Source organism: Legionella brunensis (assembly GCF_001467025.1).
Taxonomy (GTDB): domain Bacteria; phylum Pseudomonadota; class Gammaproteobacteria; order Legionellales; family Legionellaceae; genus Tatlockia; species Tatlockia brunensis.
Genome location: NZ_LNXV01000033.1, coordinates 176,419 through 194,749, shown reverse-complemented (window position 1 = coordinate 194,749; position 18,331 = coordinate 176,419). Strand labels below are relative to the sequence as shown.

Sequence of the window (18,331 nt, the reverse complement as noted above, 5' to 3'; positions counted from 1 at the left end):
ACAGACTCTAGATTCGCGGTTAAACACATCGTCTTGCCGCAGGTATGTTACCGGCGGGTGAAAACTAACAAAGACCAGCCGTCTATGTTTTGAGAACTGCGGTGATGAAAATTAACTTCATAAGCTGCAATTAACGAAGCCGCTTGTTCTTCCAAAATTCCAGAGATTATCAAGGTTCCATTCTCTTTAAGCAAATCTTTAAATTTACTTTGTAGGCTTAAAAGAGGGGATAGCAAAATGTTAGCAACAACGATATCGACTTTTATGTCCAAACTATCAGGAAAGCTAATATGTAGTTGAGACGGATCGTTAACATTCGCTGTTGCATTGTTTAATGTGGCTTGCAAAGCTTGTTCATCAATATCAACTGCATAAACTTTTGCTGCGCCAAGCTTTAAGGCAGCAAGACCCAAAATTCCTGACCCGCATCCATAATCAATCACTGTTTTACCCTGTAATGGAGCCTGATCCAGCCAGGTTAAACAAAGTGAGGTGGTTGGGTGAGTGCCGGTGCCAAAGGCTAATCCAGGATCTAGGATTAAATTCACCGCCTCAGGCTCTGGAGGTTCGAGCCATGAAGGGCAAATCCATAAGTTTTGTCCAAATCGTTGCGGCTTAAAATCTTTCATCCAAGCACGTTCCCAGTCTTGATCTGGCAATGCTTGAATAGAGAAATGCAGAGTTGAATACTGATTAGCTAATGCTTGTAAGGCATGCTGAGCATCTTGTTCTTCGGTGTAGAGGGCATTGATAATGACATCGGGCCATAATGGTGTAGTTCCGGGCTCAGGCTCCAGTACGGGCACATCATTTTTATCAGTCAGGGTAATGGATAAAGCGCCAGTTTCTTCTAGCGCTTCGCTTAATTGTTCCACGTCATCACGGTGGCATTGATCAATTTTTAACTCATACCACACGGATTATTCCTTCAACATTTTTTCGAGGTAGTGAATATTAGTCCCGCCTTGCATAAACGCCTTGTCCCTTAAAATGCGCTGATGTAATTCGATGTTTGTTTTAATGCCGTCAATAATAATTTCATCAAGAGCATTACGCATTCTGGCAAAGGCTTCTGCACGCGTTTCTCCGTAGCTGATTAATTTGCCTATCATGGAGTCGTAATTAGGTGGAACAGTATAACTGCTATAAATATGGGAATCAAAGCGAATACCAGGGCCACCAGGTTGGTGCAGTAAACGTATAGTGCCCGGTGAAGGCATAAATGTTCTTGCATCTTCAGCGTTAATACGGCATTCAACAGCATGACCGTGGAATTTGATATCTTCTTGTTTCAAGGTAAAGGGCATTTCACTGGCAATTTTGATCTGCTCTTTGACAATATCGATCCCCGTAATCATTTCTGTAACTGGGTGTTCAACCTGAATGCGGGTATTCATTTCAATGAAATAAAAACAACCGTCTTGATACAAAAATTCAAAAGTACCTGCACCACGATATTTTAATTCGCGACAGGCATTGACAACAGATTCACCAATTTTTTCGCGTAACTCAGGGCTAATGCCGGGTGCTGGGGCTTCTTCGATTACTTTTTGGTGTCGGCGTTGCATGGAGCAGTCGCGCTCACCTAGATGAATCGCATTTCCTTTGCCATCACCAAGCACTTGAAACTCTACATGACGTGGATTTTCTAGAAATTTTTCCATGTATACCATGGAGTTGTTAAAAGCGGCTTTAGCTTCACTACGAGTTAAGGCAATGGCATTGAGCAAATTAGCTTCACTGTGTACGACGCGCATCCCTCGTCCACCGCCCCCTCCAGCTGCTTTGATAATCACTGGATAACCAATTTTGCGCCCCAATTCAAGATTGCGCTCATCATCTTCAAGTAAGGGGCCATCAGAGCCAGGAACACAAGGGACTCCTGCTTTCTTCATAGCGGCAATCGCAGATACTTTATCACCCATTAAGCGGATGGTATCACCTCGAGGGCCAATAAAGCGGAAACCACTTTGTTCAACAATATCAGCAAAGTCTGCATTCTCAGACAGGAAGCCATAGCCAGGATGAATTGCAACGGCATCGGTAATTTCTGCAGCAGAGATAATTGCTGGGATATTCAGGTAGCTTTTTTGAGAACTAGCAGGCCCAATACATACGGTTTCGTCAGCAAGTCGCACATGGAGTAAATCTTTATCTACATCAGAGTGTACCGCAACAGTTTGAATGCCAAGTTCTTTACAAGCACGTAAAATACGAAGGGCAATTTCGCCACGATTGGCGATAACAATTTTACTGAGCATCAATTACTCTCTTATTCTTCAATGACAAATAGGGGTTGGTCATATTCAACTGGTTCACCATTAGCCACCAGAATTTCGATGACTTTTCCAGCACGATCGGCTTCGATTTCATTAAACATCTTCATGGCTTCAACGATGCAAAGCGTGTCACCTATTTTAACGGATTGACCTATAGTCACGAAGGGTGCTGCATCAGGAGAAGGGGATGTGTACATCGTTCCTACCATAGGGGAACGTACTTTATGACCTGCAGAAATTGACATGACCTTATTATCATTCACAACAGCAGCTGGAGCTGCGGCAACAGGTTGGGCGGCCGGTTGAGGGGCTGGGGCGACATAACGTACTTGAGTGGGCTGTTCTATCGAGTAATTATGGCGACTTAAGCGAACGGACTCCTCCCCTTCTTTGATTTCAATTTCGGAAATACCCGTTTCTTCTAATAATTCGATCAACTTTTTGATTTTGCGAATATCCATTGATAATGACTCTCTATTAGTTTAATTCATTGACAATTGCTTGCAGAGCTAGGGAATATCCCTTAACTCCTAACCCACTGATAACGCCTGTGGCGATATCGGAAAAATAAGAATGATGGCGAAAAGGTTCACGGGCGTAAACATTACTAATGTGAACTTCAATAAAAGGAAGCTTTCCTGCTAGTAAGGCATCGCGTATGGCAATGCTGGTATGGGTGAAGGCTGCCGGGTTTATTATCAGATAATCCACTTTATCATCGGCTGCTTGGTGAATTAGGTCAATCAACTCTGCTTCACTGTTACTTTGTTTACTGGTAAGGGAAACCCCCAAAGCTTTAGCCTCCTGACTTAGCAGGACATCTAACTCTTTTAAGGTTGTTGAGCCGTAAACTTCAGGTTCACGAAGTCCTAGACGATTTAAGTTTGGTCCGTGAAGAACAAGTATTTTTTTCATCATGAGGTGATTTGACAAAATTGAAGGGATTCTGCCTGAACTTTGTAATAATGTCTAGATGTCCGAGGATATCGGCATGATGTCGGCATGATAGCCGGTTTTAATAAAAACTAGGGGCGGCAGGATAATTCTTATTTCTTTAAAAAGAGATGGTGATTGCTAATAGCTACTGGTAATTAGGGGCATGCTCAAATTAAAATCACCATTTTGAGGGGAGACAGTGTATTGAGTGATAGGCATCAATATCAAGATTTGATCACAATTTTTAACCGTTGTTTTGCTGCAAAGTACAACACAAAATTAGTTAAAGGTGATGATGAGCCAATTTATCTACCTGCTGATGGTACTCGGTCTTATCATTCCATTATCTTTGCCCATGGCTTTTTTAGCAGTGCACTTCATGAGTGCGCACACTGGTTAATTGCGGGGAAAGATCGTAGAGAGCAAATTGATTATGGGTATTGGTATGAGCCTGATGGACGAAATGCTGAGCAACAAATGATTTTTCAGCAAGTAGAAGCTAAACCTCAAGCTTTGGAGTGGTTGCTCTCAGTTGCCGCCGGATATCGTTTTCGTATTAGCATTGATAATCTGAATGGGCCTCCCTTGGATGTAACAGCCTTTAAGCAAGCGATTTATCAACAAGTGATAAGCTATTGTGAAGTTGGTTTGCCAAAGCGAGCAGAACGGTTAAGACGAGAGTTATGTCAATTTTATGCAACATCACCTGAATTGGTGATTGAGCAATTCAATGTGGAAACCCTCTAGCTTCCGTGAGGGAGGAAAAGTTTCAATTAGCGATTTATACGAACTGATGCTGTACATCAAGGAAGCTTTGCAATAACTTTATAGAAGACTTACTTCTTGCTTAAGTAGCATCGTTTACTTGATTGCTACTTTATTATATTGGTTAGCAATGAGGTTCTATTAAAATAGACTCTGATGAGCAATGGATTGATTTTATGGCAACTACACATATAACTGATGTTACCTTGCGCGATGCGCATCAATGTTTAATCGCTACGCGCATGCGTACCGAAGATATGTTGCCTGCCTGTCCAAAAATGGATGAAGTAGGTTTTTGGGCAATGGAGGTGTGGGGCGGAGCAACGTTTGATGCTTGTTTGCGCTTTTTAAAGGAAGATCCTTGGGTACGATTACGGCAATTACGGAAAGCCCTCCCAAATACCCGTTTATCCATGCTACTTCGTGGCCAAAATTTGCTGGGTTATCGTCATTATGCAGATGATGTGGTGCGGTCTTTCGTAAAACTGGCTGCCAATAATGGCATTGATGTTTTTCGTGTTTTCGATGCATTAAATGATGTTCGCAACTTACGTGTCGCCTTTGAGGCAGTGAAAGCTAATAAAAAACATGCGCAAGGTGCTATTTGCTATACAACGAGCCCTGTGCATACTTTAGAAAATTTTGTTGAGCTAGGCAAAGCCCTTGCTGATATGGGATGTGACAGTATTGCCATAAAGGACATGGCAGGTTTATTGACACCGACTGCTACGGTCACTTTATATGAGGCTTTGGCTGAGGCAACCAAATTACCAATTCATCTTCACAGCCACTCTACCTCTGGGCTTGCCAGCGTGTGTCATTACCAGGCTGTGTTGGCTGGCTGTAATCATGTTGATACGGCAATTTCTTCTTTTTCAGGTGGGGCATCTCATCCTGCGACTGAACCACTAGTTGCTGCATTAGCTGGCACGGAATTTGATACGGGCTTGGATTTAAATTTGCTACTTGATATTGGTGAGTATTTTAAAAAAGTGCGTAAAAAATATCATCAGTTTGAAAGTGAAGCACACGATATCGACCCACGAGTGCAAGTATATCAAGTGCCGGGAGGCATGATTTCAAATTTATATAGCCAATTAAAAGAACAACAAGCGCTAGATAAAATTAATGCAGTTCATACTGAGATTCCTTGTGTACGTCATGATTTGGGTTATCCACCATTGGTAACACCTACTTCTCAGATCGTGGGTACTCAGGCTGTAATGAATGTTTTAACGGGGGAGCGCTATAAAACCATTACTAACGAAGTCAAATTATATTGTCAGGGTAAGTATGGAGCAGCTCCCGGGAAGATTAGCCCCAGTTTGCGCAAGAAGGCTATTGGTCATACTGAAGTTATCGATGTAAGACCCGCAGATTTAATTCCTAATGAATTAGAGAGGTTACGTAAGGAGATTGGGGAGCTAGCTGACAATGATGAAGATATTCTCTCTTATGCCATGTTTCCTGAGATTGGCAAGCAATTTTTAGAACAACGAAAAAATAATGCCCTTTTACCAGAGCCTCTTGTTAACAAGACGACGGCTGCCCAGGGAAGTACACTTTCAGAGTTTGATATTACACTTCATGGAGAAAATTACCACGTTAAGGTAGCTGGTTACGGCGAACGTGAAGGAAGTCAACAGGCTTGTTTCCTTTGGGTAGATGGTGTGCCAGAAGAGGTGATAATCAATTTGGAGGAATTTGATGAAGTGCCGACGACGTCTGGAAAAAAAAGAACCTCAGGCCCTGGAGATATTACGGTTGCGATGCCCGGAACCATTGTTAATCTCAATGTGGAGGTGGGACAACAAGTAACCACAGGTCAAGCGTTATTGGTTCTTGAAGCAATGAAGATGGAAACAGAAATCCAGGCGCCATTTAATGGAATGGTTGCAGGAATATTTTGTCAGAAAGGAGATAAAGTGACACCTGCGCAAGTGTTAATGCACCTTGCCAAAGAAAATTAGGGTCTGTTTACAATTCTACTATCTTGGTCGAAAAAAATTGATTTTCTGTACTTCGTTGCTCAAAAATCAAGGCTTTTCGACTTAAGCTAGCGAATTGTAAACAGACCCTATCATTTTGAAAATGTTTATTAATTTAATGAAATTAGCGGTGACTAGCTTTTAGAATTCGCTCTCTAATTCCTTCCCAGCCCTCACTAGTCGGCGGCAATTCAATGGCAATAAAAGTGGCCTCCGATTGATCAGCGCAACGCAGCTGATAATACAATTCAAACGCTGTCTTGTCTGGGGAGGGGGGGAGCTTATAATACAAATGTGATGGATAATTAGTTAAATCAGAGAAAGAGAGGACATAAACAGGAGCATTGGTCTGTTGGCAAAATTGTTGAATTGCGTTGATATCAGTAAAACAATACAGGGGTTTTTCTGGTTGGTAATGACTGGCTAATTTTCCAGGGGTTCTGATGGTACTTTCCCCTTCTGAGGCCCTTAGAGGAAGAATCGCTTTAATTTCTTGTTCAGTAATGACGCCATGCCGCAAAATTTGATAATGCTCTGGCTCTATCGCAGCAAGGATAGTCGACTCAATACCAACTTGACAGCGCCCTCCATCAAGAATAAGCAGCTCTTCTTTTTTAAAGCTATCACGAACGTGTTCTGCCGTTGTTGGACTTATTTTCCCAAATGGATTGGCAGAGGGGGCAACTAAAGGAAAACCTAGCTCTGTTAACAGCTTTTGTGCTATTGGATGCTTGGGGCAACGTAAGGCTATTGTATCTTGTCCACCAGTTATTAAAGGGTTAACCGCAGTGATGTTACTTTTCAACACCAAGGTCAATGGGCCTGGCCAAAAGTGGTGAATTAGAGTTTGTGCATAGTCTGGAAGAAATGATACCCACTTTGATAAATCCCAATGCTGGGCAACGTGCATAATTAGCGGATGATTTAGTGGTCTGTTTTTTAATGTATAAATTTTGCGAATAGCTGCTTCATTTTCGGCATTGCCTGCGAGTCCATAGACGGTTTCGGTGGGGATGGCAACAATGTCCCCTTGTCTTAGATGGGCGATTGCTAATTCAATGTTTGTAGTGATAGTACTCAATTCCAGGATCTCAGTCGCAAATGTGAAATTATTACTCAAAAATGGTTTTGGGCAAATATTTATTATCAATAAGTTCAACGTTTTTGCATAAAATACGCTGAATGTCTAGCAGCAAAGGCCCTCGAAGTTTTAAATTGTCAATTTGAAAAAAGGAAAAACTGTGTTAGTTTGACCAATACCCTGTTAAGATTGATGCTTGGATTTTAGCTAGGCCAACCTCACGGAAATTTTGCTTAATCTAAAATTCGAAAAACTCAGTCTCAGCGGGATATGTTTCAAGGATAGTTGTTACACCGGTTTTCCTAACGGTAACTTTAGTTAATTCTAGGTATGGAAAATGTTAACAACAAGGCACTCCCGGATGAGATTGCCTCATATATTTAAGGAGTAGATTAATGCAGCACCCTAATTTTTATTTATCACCTCTAGTCGCTTGCTTGGCGCTAACAATGGCTTCGTCTGCCAAGGCAGCTGAACCAATTTCTTTACAAGCAGAGTCATTTAAAAATTTACAACAGCAATTCCACCTTTCACTTCCTGGTGTGAAGCAGGCTACTGCAGTTTCTGTTGATAATTTGCAATTTCTAAAGCAACACACTGACGTAAATCATGTCACTCACATTCGCATGCAGCAACAATATGCAGGGTTCCCGGTGATTGGTGGTTATGCAATTGTTCATAGTAAGAGCACTGTGAATGGTTTGTTGCGGGGGCAGCAGAACGCGACAATGAACGGTATAGTCTATCGTGGTTTACAGCAAGAATTGGGTCAACCAGCAACAGATTTTGTTGCAAATGGTCAATTAGCTTTGCAAGAGTTTAAAGGCCAGTATAAAAATAAGGATGTTAGTGCTGAGCAAGTGACGCCAGTTGTTTATATTGATCAGCAACATCAGGCGCATTGGGCATATAAGGTTAGCATTTTTGTACGTCATACTGACAAAATTCCTGAAAGACCTACAGCTATTGTTGACGCTAAGTCTCATAAGCCGTTTGTTCAGTGGAATGATATCAAAACAGCTCGTGTTGCAGCAAAGGGGATGGGGTTTGGTGGTAATCACAAAGTTGGTGAATATGCTTATGGTAAAAATTATCCCTTGTTAGAGATTACGCGTGAAAAACGAGGTGGTACTTGTTATATGGAAAATACTCATGTCAAAGTGGTTGATATGGGGCATGAATATTTCTCCAAGAATAGACCTATGAAATTTAACTGTAAGAAGCCTGTAGATGGCGATCTTACATTCTGGACTGGTTACAAAGGAGATGGCTACGATAGGGACAATGGTGCTTTTTCACCTACCAATGATGCTCTTTATGCTGGTCATGTCATTAAGCATATGTATCATGATTGGTATGGCGTTGAAGCTTTAACCAAGTCTGATGGTTCACCCATGCAGTTAGTCATGCGAGTTCATTACGGCGAAGGGTATGAAAATGCTTATTGGGATGGTGAGCAGATGACCTTTGGCGATGGCGAAAGCATGATGTATCCACTCGTTTCTTTAGGGGTTGGTGGACATGAAATTAGCCATGGATTTACAGAGCAACATTCAAATCTTGAGTATTATGGTCAATCAGGCGGCATGAATGAGGCGTTTTCTGACATGGCTGCCCAAGCAGCTGAGTACTATTCGACAGGAAGCAGCAGTTGGCAAATTGGTGCTGAGATTATGAAAGAAGATAGTGGTTGGGAAGCTTTACGTTATATGGATAAACCAAGTCGTGATGGTATATCTATTGATACTGCTGATGAATACAATAGTGGTTTAGACGTTCATTTTTCCAGTGGTGTGTTTAATCATTTATTTTATATTCTGGCTAACAAACCGGATTGGAATACCCGTAAAGCTTTTGATGTTATGGTGAAAGCTAATATGGACTATTGGACTCCATCTTCAACCTTTGACGAAGGGGGGTGTGGGGTACTTTCAGCTGCCAGAGATTTAAACTACTCATTGGAAGATGTAAAAGCATCTCTGACGGAAGTAGCGGTTAAGTACGATTTTTGTACTCTAACGAATCCTAAGTAGTCGGAATTCGACACGAAAGACATATGTCTTTCGTGTCTTAACTCTAGTGCCCCTCATAAAACTCAGTCAGACACCGTGCAAGCGCTTCAGGGTATTCCATATGAAGATGATGCCCACCAGGTAATTGATAAACTTTTAAATTGGCAACTGCATTACATCGGGTTTTTATATCGTACTCATTAAAGACTGAGCTATCTTTAGCCCAGATGAGACAGCTTTTTGCCGTGATGCCGCGTAAACAAGAAAGAATTTGTCCTTCCGTCATACGTAAAGGGGTAGGTGTTAAAAGACGCCTGTCATGACGCCAATAAACTGCGTTATTTTGCTCAAGTGTGCCTCTTTGGCAAAGGATTTCTGCATGTTCTAGGGATAAATAACCTCGTTTGGCACGAGCCTGTGCGGCTAAATGCATAGACGAATAAGGTTTGGCCTCTTTTTCTTTTATTGAAGTATGTTGTAAATACTGTGCTAATTGCTCACAACAAGCTTCCTCAGGTTTTGAAAATGGCCCTAAACCTTCAATCAAGATCATCGATAGGATTTTTTCAGGAGCAACCCCTGCTATAAGACTTGCAAGACAAGCCCCCATCGAGTGTCCTAATAAGTGCACTTGCTTTAACTGGAGAGCTTTCATAACTTCTAAAATAGAAAAAATGCCATCCGTAAAATGATAGTAACATCCTTCCGGTAAATGAGAGGAGTGGCCATGACCAGGTAAATCAATAGCCAGCAAATAAAATTGTTTTTCTAGATATGGGGCGAGCAAATCAAAAGAGTTAGCATTATCCAACCATCCATGAAGAGCAAGCATGGGGGGGCGGTTAGGGTTACCAAAGGCTTTACCAGCGATGGTAAAGCCTGGAATTGCGACGTTGAATGTTTTCATAAAGTCATAAGTTAGATTTTTTAATAATAATAGTTCATATGTTACATTAAATAACGTGAGATAAAAGTTTAGAATGATTAAGTACTGTCGTCACTAAGACACTAATTTGACCGACAATGATTAGCCCTATTAAAGGAGTTGCAGCTATATTTAAGTTTTGCAATCATGCAAGGCATGAATAGATTTGGTATTTGCTCTGAATAATTTAAGCATAGTGTATGCTTATACAAGAGATTAATTCTTATTTAAGATATGGAACGACAAAAGAGTAGCCTATCCCTGATAACGTATAATATTCATAAAGGGTTTGGTTTAGGTAAAATTCGTTTTCTACTTCCGGAAATGCGTGAGGCCTTGTCAGCATTAAATCCTGACTTTGTCTTTTTACAAGAAGTTCAAGGGGAGCATCGGCGTCGAGAGAAGCGCATTGACGCCTGGCCTGATTTACCGCAATTTGAATACATTGCTGAAAAAATATGGCCCCATTACCTCTATGCCAAAAATGCAGTGTACCAATCTGGTCATCATGGTAATGCTATTTTAAGTAAATTTGCTTTTGAAGACTTTGAAAATATTAATTTATCTTCTATGAATAGAGCATCAAGAAGTATTCTTCATGGACAAATAAAAATAGGCGGGGAATCACCAATTACTGTCCATTTGTTATGTGTACATCTTGGTTTGTTTAAAGCAGAGCGTGCTTCACAATGCAAAGCTTTAATGGCTCGTATTAGCGGCATGGTCCCCGAAAATGAACCTTTACTCATGGCTGGCGATTTTAACGATTGGCGCCATCATTTATCCAAGCCATTGGCAGAGGAGTTGGGAATACACGAAGCTTTTTATAGCGTGGAAGGGCAACATGCACGTTCTTTTCCAGCGATAAAACCAGCTTTTTGTGTCGATAGGATTTATTTTCGAGGCATGGTAGTTTCTGATGTCCAATGTCTGCAGGGCAAGCCATGGCGTTTGTTATCGGATCATGTTCCTCTATTAGCTCGTTTTGAATTTAATGTTTAAGACTAAAAGACATCCTAGTACTCAGAGCTCGACTGGTCGAGGTGAACAGGTAGGAAACTTAGAGCAATATGAACGTTGCCCTAAGTTTCTTTGTGATTACTCCAGATCAGCTTGATACTCACCAAAACAGGCCGCACTATTGAGGCGAGCGCGTTTTAATAAAGCGGCTTGAGCAGCACTGACATTGGCTTTTTTGCCTTCCCAGACTTGTAGGCAATCCTCTTGTAATGCACGTCCATAGGAGAAGCTTAGGGTCCAAGGTTGATAACCTGTGCTGTTAATAGCATTCAAATTGGCTGTTGCTTGCTGCGGAGATTGTCCGCCTGAAAGAAAGTTGATAGTGGGTACGGCTGCAGGTACATTATTACGGAATACACTAATGGTGTAGTCGGCCACTTCTTCAGGTGTGCTAAAAGGTTTGGCGGATTTACCAGAAGTAACCATGCTAGGTTTCAAGACAATATTTTCTAACTCAACTTGATGAATAAAGAGCGCATGGAAAACCTCATGTAATACCATTTCACAAGCTTCAGCACAGTGCTCAATAGAATGATCGCCATCCATTAAAACTTCAGGCTCCACAATAGGAACAATACCTACTGCTTGACAGCAAGCTGCGTAACGGGCAAGAACTTCGGCTCCAGCCTTAATTGCAGTCAAGCTTGGAGTAAATTCTGTAATGGAATAAACATTTCGCCATTTTGCAAAACGAGCTCCTAATTTTTTGAAATGTTCCAATCGCTCAATAAGGCCATCTAAGCCTTGAGTGATCTTTTCATTGTCAGTATTGGAAAGAGTTGTTAAACCTTTGTCGACTTTAATACCAGGAACGATCCCTTTCTCGGCGAACAAAGTCGCAATAGGAGTGCCGTTCTCATCTTTCTGTTCAAAAGTTTCTTCAAATAAGATGACACCATTGATATATTGTTCTAAATCAGGAGTAGTTGCGAGGAGTAGTCGATAATCACGGCGATTTTCCTCGTTATTTTCAACGCCAATAGTCTCAAAGCGCTTGCCGATAGTACTGGTACTTTCGTCGGCTGCTAAGATTCCTTTGCCATCTTGCAGCAGTTGCTCCATTGTTGCTGAAAGTTCATCATAATACATAAGTCTTATTCTCCTCTTAAATGCTCCCTAAACGTTATTTACTGGGGGCTGAAATATATTTTTCTCGGATAATTTGCTGCATACTAAAACCTTTCTCTTTCAAATAATTGAAAGAATCATCGATCATACCGGGATTTCCACATAAATAAACTACATCATTCTCAGGATTTAAAGAAAGATCAGGGAAAGCGTGTTGCACATAACCAGGATATTCATGGGGTTGTAGATTGACTGTTTCTCGACTTAAGTGCGCACGAAAAATGACTTGAGTATATTCATTGGCAAAAGCGAGAAATTCTTGTGGGTAGAGAATTTCTTCATGTTTTTGTACACCCTGCAAAATCACAACCTGCAATTTTGGATTAACTTGTAAACGTCTCTTTAATTCTTCTATCATGGCGCGATAAGGCGTAACGCCTGTACTTGTCGCCACCAGAATATAGCGTTTGGGTAATTCATCTTTTAAAATCAGACGGCCAAAAGGTCCATTAATATTAATTTTGTCGCCGGGCTTTAAATTAAATAGTAATTCTGTGCCGGGACCATGTTCAACATAACCTGCTGCAAATTCAATGCGATTGTTTTGTGTTGGGACATTGGCGATACTGTAGCTGCGTTTGAGCATTTTTCCATCTTTTTCAAAATGAATTGTGATAAATTGCCCTGGAATATAATTAAAAGGCGGGGATTGCTCCGTACTAAAAACAAAATGTTTTACTTTAGGGGAAAGCATAAAGGAATCTTCTAAAGTAATAGGAAAGGTTTTAATTTGCATAATAATGACAACATTGTAGGGAAACCCCCCTAATATAGGGGAAAAATTGAGCATTGCAAGAGTGATATGTGAATTGGTATATAATTAGACTATGGGTAGCACTGATCTCATTACAATGATTGGCAATATAAGCCGATCACTTTTTCCAGTACAGCATCTTCTTACAGGTGGTGCATATGTTCTTGGGCTTCTTTTTTTTATCATTGCATTGCAAAAATTAAAAAAAATTGGCGGCTCAGGAAGGCAATCCTCTTCTGAAAAAATGTTTGTTCCTCTTGCCTATTTAGCGGGTGCCGCAGCACTTCTTTATTTGCCTTCAGCTGTTAGTATTATGGCCAATAGCGCTTTTGGGACAGGGAATGTTTTGCAATACATCGATTATAATCCCTATAACATCTACAGTTCGATGGGGTTTGTTATTCAAACAGCAGGCCTCATTTGGTTTATTCGCGGCTGTGTATTGTTAATCCATGCTAGTGAGCCAGGGGTACAGTGGGGACCTAAAGGATTGGTCTTTCTTTGTGCTGGAGTATTAGCAATGAATTTTCAAAATACGGCTAGCATGTTAGCTGCTATAGTCAATCAGCTCACAGAGCTATCATTGACAGTAAGGAGTTACGCGTCGTAGTTCTATCAATCATTCTCACCACATATTTTGAGATTATTGGCTTTCGCAAAATCGAGAATAGCTTGATAAACTTGCGGACTAGATTCTTTGAGTTTGGGATCTAGTAAAACACATTTGTATCCTTCCGTGTTAATGCTGGGTTGCAGAAGGGGTGAGTAATGAATGCGTCTATTTTTAAAGCTCGCAAGCGTCCCACTCATCCGCTCAGCCCAATCGCTAGGACGAAAAGGTTTGCCTTGTTCTGTAACACCTTCAATGACAATTTGTTTGGTCTTAGGGTCAGCCATGCTTGCACTTTAAATCTAAACACTTTAAAAACAGTATGCGTAGTATAGCATCATCTTGTAAAAACAACGAGGCAATAGCAAGAAAGGGAGGGATTATGATAGGATGTGAGTGATTAATTTTATTTGAGTTGAGACTGTGAATCAGAAAGAAAGTCATTCAGGAATTTATTTACTGCCAAATTTATTTACTACGGCGAGTTTATTCACTGCTTTTTACTCAATTGTGGCATCCTTAAAAGCTCAATATGAAACTGCCGTGATTGCTATTTTTATTGGTATGTTGGCAGATGGACTTGATGGGCGGATTGCGCGTTTAACCAATACCCAAACTGCATTTGGCGCCCAATATGACAGTTTGTCGGATATGGTAACTTTTGGCGTAGCACCTGCACTCCTACTCTATAGCTGGAATCTCCATAAATTGGGAAAGGTTGGGTGGTTAGTAGCATTTATGTATACTGCTGCTGTCGCTTTACGTTTAGCTCGCTTTAATGTGCAAGTTGAAACCGCTGATAAACGCTATTTCCAGGGGCTGGCTTGCCCACCTGCAGCAGCAATTGTGTCTGCACTTGTTTGGTTTTGTCATCAGAATCAGTTAAATCATTTTGTTTTTGCTATTATTACTGCAATTATTGCTCTACTTGCCGCAATTTTGATGGTAAGCAATGTACGCTATTACAGTTTTAAAGAAATAGATTTTAAAGGGAAGGTTCCTTTTTTATATCTTTTGGTTATGGTTATTTTATTTGTGGCCATTGCTGCAAATCCATCTGTCGTTTTATTTACAGGTTTTGTCATTTACGCGTCATCAGGCCCTATTCAGACATTAATTGCTCTGCACCGACTACGTAAGCAGCGTAAACGCGTTGCTAATGACGAGCAGAAAAATTAATTGAAGATATCTTTTGAGCTCGCTATTCAGGCTCTCCAAAGCAGTTATTGATTAAATCAACAACTGCTCGCTCCATTTCGATTTCATCGGGCCCTTCGATTGTTATAGTCAATTCAGTGCCCTTATTGGCAGCCAGCATCATTACTCCATGATGCTTTTACCATTAATGGTTTTAGAGTCTTTGGTGACGTCAATATGACTTTGAAATCTTGATGTGGTTGAGACGAATTTCGCAGAAGCTCGAGCGTGCAAACCTAATTTATTAATAATTGTAACTTTAGTTTTAATCATACCGCTACAATGTAACACGTGCTGCAATTTTCTACAATGGCAAAAGGGATTTCTGTATTGCGAGAACTGCAGTGGATAACTGAAGCAGCATTTGCTACTCCACCGCATTGTGAGAGTGTAGAAAAGAATATATGGCCTCAAGCTTAAGCAAATTCGACGTCTGTCGACTCGCTGATGATTAATCTATAAAGGGCTTCATTGGAGGTGGCGCGACGACATGACTCACGAAAAGAAGGTTGGCTAAATTGTTTAATAATAGCGGCAAGTAATCGTAAATGCTGATCAATTTGCTCCTGAGGGACTACAAGACCAATGACTAAATCTACTGGTTGTTTGTCTTCTGCACCAAAATCGACTGGATTAAGCAATTTAATAACACAGGCTGTGGGGGTTGTGATTTCAGCTGCCCGGACATGAGGGATTGTAATTCCTTGTCCAATAGCGGTACTCCCAAGACTTTCTCGTTTCCAATAAGCGTCAAACAAGTTTTGTGTATTTAATTCAGGATGAGTTTGGCTTAATAATTGGCTTACTTTTAGAAGCACAGCCGTTTTGCTTTGAGAAGTACAATCGATACAGACACTGCTTGGGTGAACTACCTGACAAAGTTGCATGATTACAGACCAAAAGTAAAACTAGTTGTATTTTACATTGTCTTATAGTTAAGAAACAACTCCCTTGTAAGAGGACGCTAGGTATTTTTACTAAAAAAGAACATGAGCCTAGCTTTACTGCTTGCCAATCAAGGCCAACGTTCTATTTTTGCGAATTATTTAACCAGCTCTAAGGACATTACAGAGAAATGGCAAGAGCAAGCTCTTGCCATTCTGATCACAACTAACTATTAAGATTATTCGCGATGCTCACGAATTTTTTCTTTGTGCTTAATTAATTGTCTATCAAGTTTGTCAATTAAAGCATCAATAGCAGCATACATATCTTCAGATTCAGCACGGGCATGCAATTCACCTTTGGCAACTTGAATAGTTGCTTCAGCAATCTGGCTTAATTTTTCGATGTCGAAAACCACATGAATTGAGGTAATTCTGTCAAAATGTCTTTCGAGCTTATTAAACTTGTCGGCAGTAAAGGCTCTTAGAGCGGGGGTAACCTCCACATTATGGCCTGTGAAGCTAATTTGCATAACGTTCTCCTATTATTACTAACTACGAATTGTTTTGCGTTCATTGGAGGGGGCGATGCCCATGGCTTCGCGGTATTTAGCCACTGTTCTGCGAGCAACTTGAATACCTTGTTCTCCAATGAGTTGTGCAATCTTACTGTCACTCAAGGGTTTTTTCGGTTCTCTGCGGCAATTAATTTTTTGATTACTGCTCGAATCGCGGTTGAGGAGCATTCTCCACCAGTAATTGTAGCGACATGACTTGAAAAGAAATATTTTAACTCAAATACACCACGAGGGGTATGCATGAATTTTTGTGTTGTTACTCGTGAAATCGTTGATTCATGCATATCGAGAGCCAGGGCAACATCATTAAGGATAAGTGGCTTCATGGCTTCGTCACCATGTTCTAGAAAATCCTGTTGATATTCAACAATGCATTGAGCAACTTTTAGCAAAGTCTCTTGGCGACTTTGGATGCTTTTGAGAAACCAGCGTGCTTCTTGCAAATTATTTTTTAAAAATTGATTATCAGCACTATTATCTGCTCGTTGAATAAGAGATGCATAATGAGTGTTAATGCTCAGACGTGGTAGAGTGTTTTGATTGAGTGCTACTTCCCATACCCCATCAATTTTTTTAACAATGACGTCAGGGATGATGTATTCAGTCGTGCTTTGTTGAATCAAATTACCAGGCTTAGGATTGAGACGTTGAATAATTTGTAGCACTCTATCAAGAGTTGATTCATTAACTTGGTGGTTTTTCATGAGCTGGCGATAATTATGCTGCCCAAGCAATTCGATATCTTCACGGATAATTCGTTTCGTTAACGCAATGTCACCATTGGTATCGGGTAATTGCTCCAATTGGAGTAATAAAGTTTCAGCTAAATTATTCGAAGCACAGCCAACGGGATCAAAATGTTGAACTCGGTGACGTACAGCTTCTATCTCTTCAAGATCAAGTGGATGTGCTTCACTATCCAGACTAGAATGCAATTCGGACATGGAAAGCGTTAGGAAGCCGTCATCATCGATAGCATCAATAATGGCTGTAGCAATAACACGGTCTACATCGCTCATTGGGGTTAAGTCTAATTGCCAGCGCAGATGATCCTGGAGATTAGTTGTCGTGCAGTGTAAATTTTCATAATTAAAATCGAGATCATCAAAATTGGTTCTTTTGCTTTGGGTGGAGTAAAGCTGAGCCCATTGAAAATCGGTAAAGTCCTCCTGATTTTGTTTTGGCTCTTCTAGTCTAGGTTCTTCTTTCTCTTCATTAGTTGTTACTTCAAGCATCGGATTTGATTCGACAACTTGTTGAATCTCTTGCTGTAAATCTAGGGTAGATAATTGTAAGAGACGAATAGCTTGCTGAAGTTGTGGTGTAAGTGTTAATTGTTGACTGATATTCAGCTGCAACGATGGTTTCATGCAAATCCTCTTTGTTCTCACCGCTTTTTTATTAAGTTTAACTGATTCAAAGGGATTATCCAGTAGGGAATACAGTATTCTAAGAGCTTAAACTGCGAAAACTTGCATTAGAGTTTCATAATTTTTACGAGTGGTGAAATTTTTGACTTAAAAAAAGGGGCCTCTCAGAGGCCCTTTTAAATTACTTAACTTTTTTCTCTTTAAAAATTACATGCTTACGAACAACAGGATCATATTTCTTTAATTCAAGCTTTTCAGGCTTGTTACGGGGATTTTTGGTAGTGGTTACATAATAACCTGTGCCCGCAGTAGATTCTAATTTAATTTTAATAGTGACAGCTGCCATGGTGTTTTCCCCTCAATTAAACCTTTTCGCCTTGCTCTCTGAGTTTATCCAGAACAGCTTTAATGCCTAATTTATCAACAATTCGCATGCCCTTGGTGCTGAGCTTAAGGGTAACGAAACGGTTTTCTTCTTCCACCCAAAATCGGTGTTGTTTAATGTTGGGTAAAAAGCGTCGCTTTGTCTTATTGTTGGCGTGCGACACATTGTGACCAGTGGTTGGTCGCTTGCCAGTAACCTGACATACTCTTGACATGGCATTACTCCAAAGTGTTCGATAGTTATAATTCAGCTTTGTATAAATTCAAGGCATTCGCCAGGCGAATTGGCCGGGTGTAAAATACAAGAGCGGTTTTATAGCAAAAAAAGGCTCATTATGCAATGTTTTATCGTGTTTTGCCAGTAATGAGGGCCTTCTTATTTTCTTAAAAACAATCGATAGTCTATCACGTGCTCACAAA

Annotated in this window: 19 protein-coding genes and 2 pseudogenes; 6 read left to right on the top strand and 15 right to left on the bottom strand. The window is 40.6% G+C overall.

What is annotated here, in order from left to right:
- Window positions 1-47: 47 nt before the first annotated feature.
- Genes prmA through aroQ form a run of 4 tightly spaced genes read right to left on the bottom strand, consistent with a single transcriptional unit; the run spans window position 48 to window position 3,194 of the window.
- Complete coding sequence (gene prmA / locus Lbru_RS12180) at window positions 48-917, bottom strand: 50S ribosomal protein L11 methyltransferase (RefSeq protein WP_058442407.1); 870 nt, start codon at window positions 915-917, stop codon at window positions 48-50.
- A gap of 3 nt (window positions 918-920) precedes the next feature.
- Window positions 921-2,261, bottom strand: a complete 1,341-nt coding sequence (gene accC / locus Lbru_RS12175) for an acetyl-CoA carboxylase biotin carboxylase subunit (RefSeq protein WP_058442406.1) — start codon at window positions 2,259-2,261, stop codon at window positions 921-923.
- Between the two features lie 11 nt (window positions 2,262-2,272).
- On the bottom strand, window positions 2,273-2,740 hold the full coding sequence (gene accB / locus Lbru_RS12170) for an acetyl-CoA carboxylase biotin carboxyl carrier protein (RefSeq protein WP_058442405.1): 468 nt from the start codon (window positions 2,738-2,740) through the stop codon (window positions 2,273-2,275).
- Between the two features lie 16 nt (window positions 2,741-2,756).
- Entirely contained in the window at window positions 2,757-3,194 is a 438-nt protein-coding gene (aroQ, locus tag Lbru_RS12165; RefSeq protein ID WP_058442404.1) for a type II 3-dehydroquinate dehydratase, read from the bottom strand.
- 225 nt (window positions 3,195-3,419) lie between these two features.
- On the opposite strand from aroQ, the gene Lbru_RS12160 reads away from it, so the two are divergent.
- Window positions 3,420-3,962, top strand: coding sequence for an elongation factor P hydroxylase (locus Lbru_RS12160; protein ID WP_058442403.1), 543 nt, complete (start codon window positions 3,420-3,422; stop codon window positions 3,960-3,962).
- A gap of 194 nt (window positions 3,963-4,156) precedes the next feature.
- The gene (gene oadA / locus Lbru_RS12155; protein ID WP_058442402.1) at window positions 4,157-5,950 is read left to right on the top strand and encodes a sodium-extruding oxaloacetate decarboxylase subunit alpha; all 1,794 of its coding nucleotides are present in this window, start codon (window positions 4,157-4,159) and stop codon (window positions 5,948-5,950) included.
- A 142-nt stretch (window positions 5,951-6,092) separates the two neighbouring features.
- Here the strand turns inward: oadA and Lbru_RS12150 are convergent, their stop codons facing one another.
- A complete protein-coding gene (locus Lbru_RS12150) occupies window positions 6,093-7,049 on the bottom strand; it encodes an L-threonylcarbamoyladenylate synthase (RefSeq protein WP_058442668.1) in 957 nt (318 codons plus the stop codon).
- Between the two features lie 395 nt (window positions 7,050-7,444).
- On the opposite strand from Lbru_RS12150, the gene proA reads away from it, so the two are divergent.
- Window positions 7,445-9,082 (top strand): zinc metalloprotease ProA, encoded by a 1,638-nt coding sequence (proA, locus tag Lbru_RS12145; RefSeq protein ID WP_058442401.1) that lies wholly within the window; start codon window positions 7,445-7,447, stop codon window positions 9,080-9,082.
- Between the two features lie 43 nt (window positions 9,083-9,125).
- Here the strand turns inward: proA and Lbru_RS12140 are convergent, their stop codons facing one another.
- Window positions 9,126-9,968, bottom strand: a complete 843-nt coding sequence (locus tag Lbru_RS12140; protein WP_058442400.1) for an alpha/beta fold hydrolase — start codon at window positions 9,966-9,968, stop codon at window positions 9,126-9,128.
- Between the two features lie 252 nt (window positions 9,969-10,220).
- Here Lbru_RS12140 and Lbru_RS12135 point away from each other — a divergent pair, with 252 nt between their 5' ends.
- On the top strand, window positions 10,221-10,988 hold the full coding sequence (locus Lbru_RS12135) for an endonuclease/exonuclease/phosphatase family protein (RefSeq protein ID WP_058442399.1): 768 nt from the start codon (window positions 10,221-10,223) through the stop codon (window positions 10,986-10,988).
- A 96-nt stretch (window positions 10,989-11,084) separates the two neighbouring features.
- Here Lbru_RS12135 and Lbru_RS12130 read toward each other — a convergent pair whose 3' ends face one another.
- Together Lbru_RS12130 and Lbru_RS12125 are read right to left on the bottom strand one after the other, a co-directional pair.
- Entirely contained in the window at window positions 11,085-12,095 is a 1,011-nt protein-coding gene (locus tag Lbru_RS12130) for a class I fructose-bisphosphate aldolase (RefSeq protein WP_058442398.1), read from the bottom strand.
- Window positions 12,096-12,129: 34 nt separating this feature from the next.
- Window positions 12,130-12,870 carry a ferredoxin--NADP reductase gene (locus Lbru_RS12125; RefSeq protein ID WP_058442397.1) on the bottom strand — a complete coding sequence of 247 codons (741 nt, stop codon included), beginning with the start codon at window positions 12,868-12,870 and terminating at the stop codon, window positions 12,130-12,132.
- A 91-nt stretch (window positions 12,871-12,961) separates the two neighbouring features.
- Here Lbru_RS12125 and Lbru_RS12120 point away from each other — a divergent pair, with 91 nt between their 5' ends.
- Window positions 12,962-13,498, top strand: a complete 537-nt coding sequence (locus tag Lbru_RS12120) for a hypothetical protein (RefSeq protein WP_058442396.1) — start codon at window positions 12,962-12,964, stop codon at window positions 13,496-13,498.
- Window positions 13,499-13,503: 5 nt separating this feature from the next.
- Here the strand turns inward: Lbru_RS12120 and Lbru_RS12115 are convergent, their stop codons facing one another.
- Window positions 13,504-13,785 (bottom strand): DUF3579 domain-containing protein, encoded by a 282-nt coding sequence (locus tag Lbru_RS12115; protein ID WP_058442395.1) that lies wholly within the window; start codon window positions 13,783-13,785, stop codon window positions 13,504-13,506.
- Between the two features lie 136 nt (window positions 13,786-13,921).
- Here Lbru_RS12115 and pssA point away from each other — a divergent pair, with 136 nt between their 5' ends.
- A complete protein-coding gene (gene pssA / locus Lbru_RS12110) occupies window positions 13,922-14,677 on the top strand; it encodes a CDP-diacylglycerol--serine O-phosphatidyltransferase (protein ID WP_058442394.1) in 756 nt (251 codons plus the stop codon).
- A 22-nt stretch (window positions 14,678-14,699) separates the two neighbouring features.
- Here the strand turns inward: pssA and Lbru_RS12105 are convergent.
- The 6 genes and pseudogenes from Lbru_RS12105 to rpmB form a co-directional block, all read right to left on the bottom strand.
- Window positions 14,700-14,968, bottom strand: a pseudogene (locus tag Lbru_RS12105) (HPr family phosphocarrier protein).
- Between the two features lie 143 nt (window positions 14,969-15,111).
- Window positions 15,112-15,582 carry a PTS sugar transporter subunit IIA gene (locus tag Lbru_RS12100; protein WP_058442393.1) on the bottom strand — a complete coding sequence of 157 codons (471 nt, stop codon included), beginning with the start codon at window positions 15,580-15,582 and terminating at the stop codon, window positions 15,112-15,114.
- 236 nt (window positions 15,583-15,818) lie between these two features.
- Window positions 15,819-16,112 carry a ribosome hibernation promoting factor gene (hpf, locus tag Lbru_RS12095; RefSeq protein WP_058442392.1) on the bottom strand — a complete coding sequence of 98 codons (294 nt, stop codon included), beginning with the start codon at window positions 16,110-16,112 and terminating at the stop codon, window positions 15,819-15,821.
- Window positions 16,113-16,130: 18 nt separating this feature from the next.
- Window positions 16,131-17,527 (bottom strand): annotated as a pseudogene (locus Lbru_RS12090) (RNA polymerase factor sigma-54).
- Window positions 17,528-17,708: 181 nt separating this feature from the next.
- The gene (rpmG, locus tag Lbru_RS12085) at window positions 17,709-17,873 is read right to left on the bottom strand and encodes a 50S ribosomal protein L33 (RefSeq protein WP_058442391.1); all 165 of its coding nucleotides are present in this window, start codon (window positions 17,871-17,873) and stop codon (window positions 17,709-17,711) included.
- 16 nt (window positions 17,874-17,889) lie between these two features.
- Complete coding sequence (rpmB, locus tag Lbru_RS12080) at window positions 17,890-18,126, bottom strand: 50S ribosomal protein L28 (protein WP_058442390.1); 237 nt, start codon at window positions 18,124-18,126, stop codon at window positions 17,890-17,892.
- Between the last annotated feature and the right edge of the window lie 205 nt (window positions 18,127-18,331).

Excerpts from the sequence above, each read along its gene's own strand:
- accC (WP_058442406.1), bottom strand. The coding sequence starts at position 2,261 with ATGCTCAGTAAAATTGTTATCGCCAATCGTGGCGAAATTGCCCTTCGT.
- accB (WP_058442405.1), bottom strand. The coding sequence starts at position 2,740 with ATGGATATTCGCAAAATCAAAAAGTTGATCGAATTATTAGAAGAAACG.
- aroQ (WP_058442404.1), bottom strand. The coding sequence starts at position 3,194 with ATGAAAAAAATACTTGTTCTTCACGGACCAAACTTAAATCGTCTAGGA.
- oadA (WP_058442402.1), top strand. The coding sequence starts at position 4,157 with ATGGCAACTACACATATAACTGATGTTACCTTGCGCGATGCGCATCAA.
- proA (WP_058442401.1), top strand. The coding sequence starts at position 7,445 with ATGCAGCACCCTAATTTTTATTTATCACCTCTAGTCGCTTGCTTGGCG.
- Lbru_RS12140 (WP_058442400.1), bottom strand. The coding sequence starts at position 9,968 with ATGAAAACATTCAACGTCGCAATTCCAGGCTTTACCATCGCTGGTAAA.
- Lbru_RS12135 (WP_058442399.1), top strand. The coding sequence starts at position 10,221 with ATGGAACGACAAAAGAGTAGCCTATCCCTGATAACGTATAATATTCAT.
- Lbru_RS12130 (WP_058442398.1), bottom strand. The coding sequence starts at position 12,095 with ATGTATTATGATGAACTTTCAGCAACAATGGAGCAACTGCTGCAAGAT.
- Lbru_RS12125 (WP_058442397.1), bottom strand. The coding sequence starts at position 12,870 with ATGCAAATTAAAACCTTTCCTATTACTTTAGAAGATTCCTTTATGCTT.
- Lbru_RS12120 (WP_058442396.1), top strand. The coding sequence starts at position 12,962 with ATGGGTAGCACTGATCTCATTACAATGATTGGCAATATAAGCCGATCA.
- Lbru_RS12115 (WP_058442395.1), bottom strand. The coding sequence starts at position 13,785 with ATGGCTGACCCTAAGACCAAACAAATTGTCATTGAAGGTGTTACAGAA.
- Lbru_RS12100 (WP_058442393.1), bottom strand. The coding sequence starts at position 15,582 with ATGCAACTTTGTCAGGTAGTTCACCCAAGCAGTGTCTGTATCGATTGT.
- hpf (WP_058442392.1), bottom strand. The coding sequence starts at position 16,112 with ATGCAAATTAGCTTCACAGGCCATAATGTGGAGGTTACCCCCGCTCTA.
- rpmG (WP_058442391.1), bottom strand. The coding sequence starts at position 17,873 with ATGGCAGCTGTCACTATTAAAATTAAATTAGAATCTACTGCGGGCACA.
- rpmB (WP_058442390.1), bottom strand. The coding sequence starts at position 18,126 with ATGTCAAGAGTATGTCAGGTTACTGGCAAGCGACCAACCACTGGTCAC.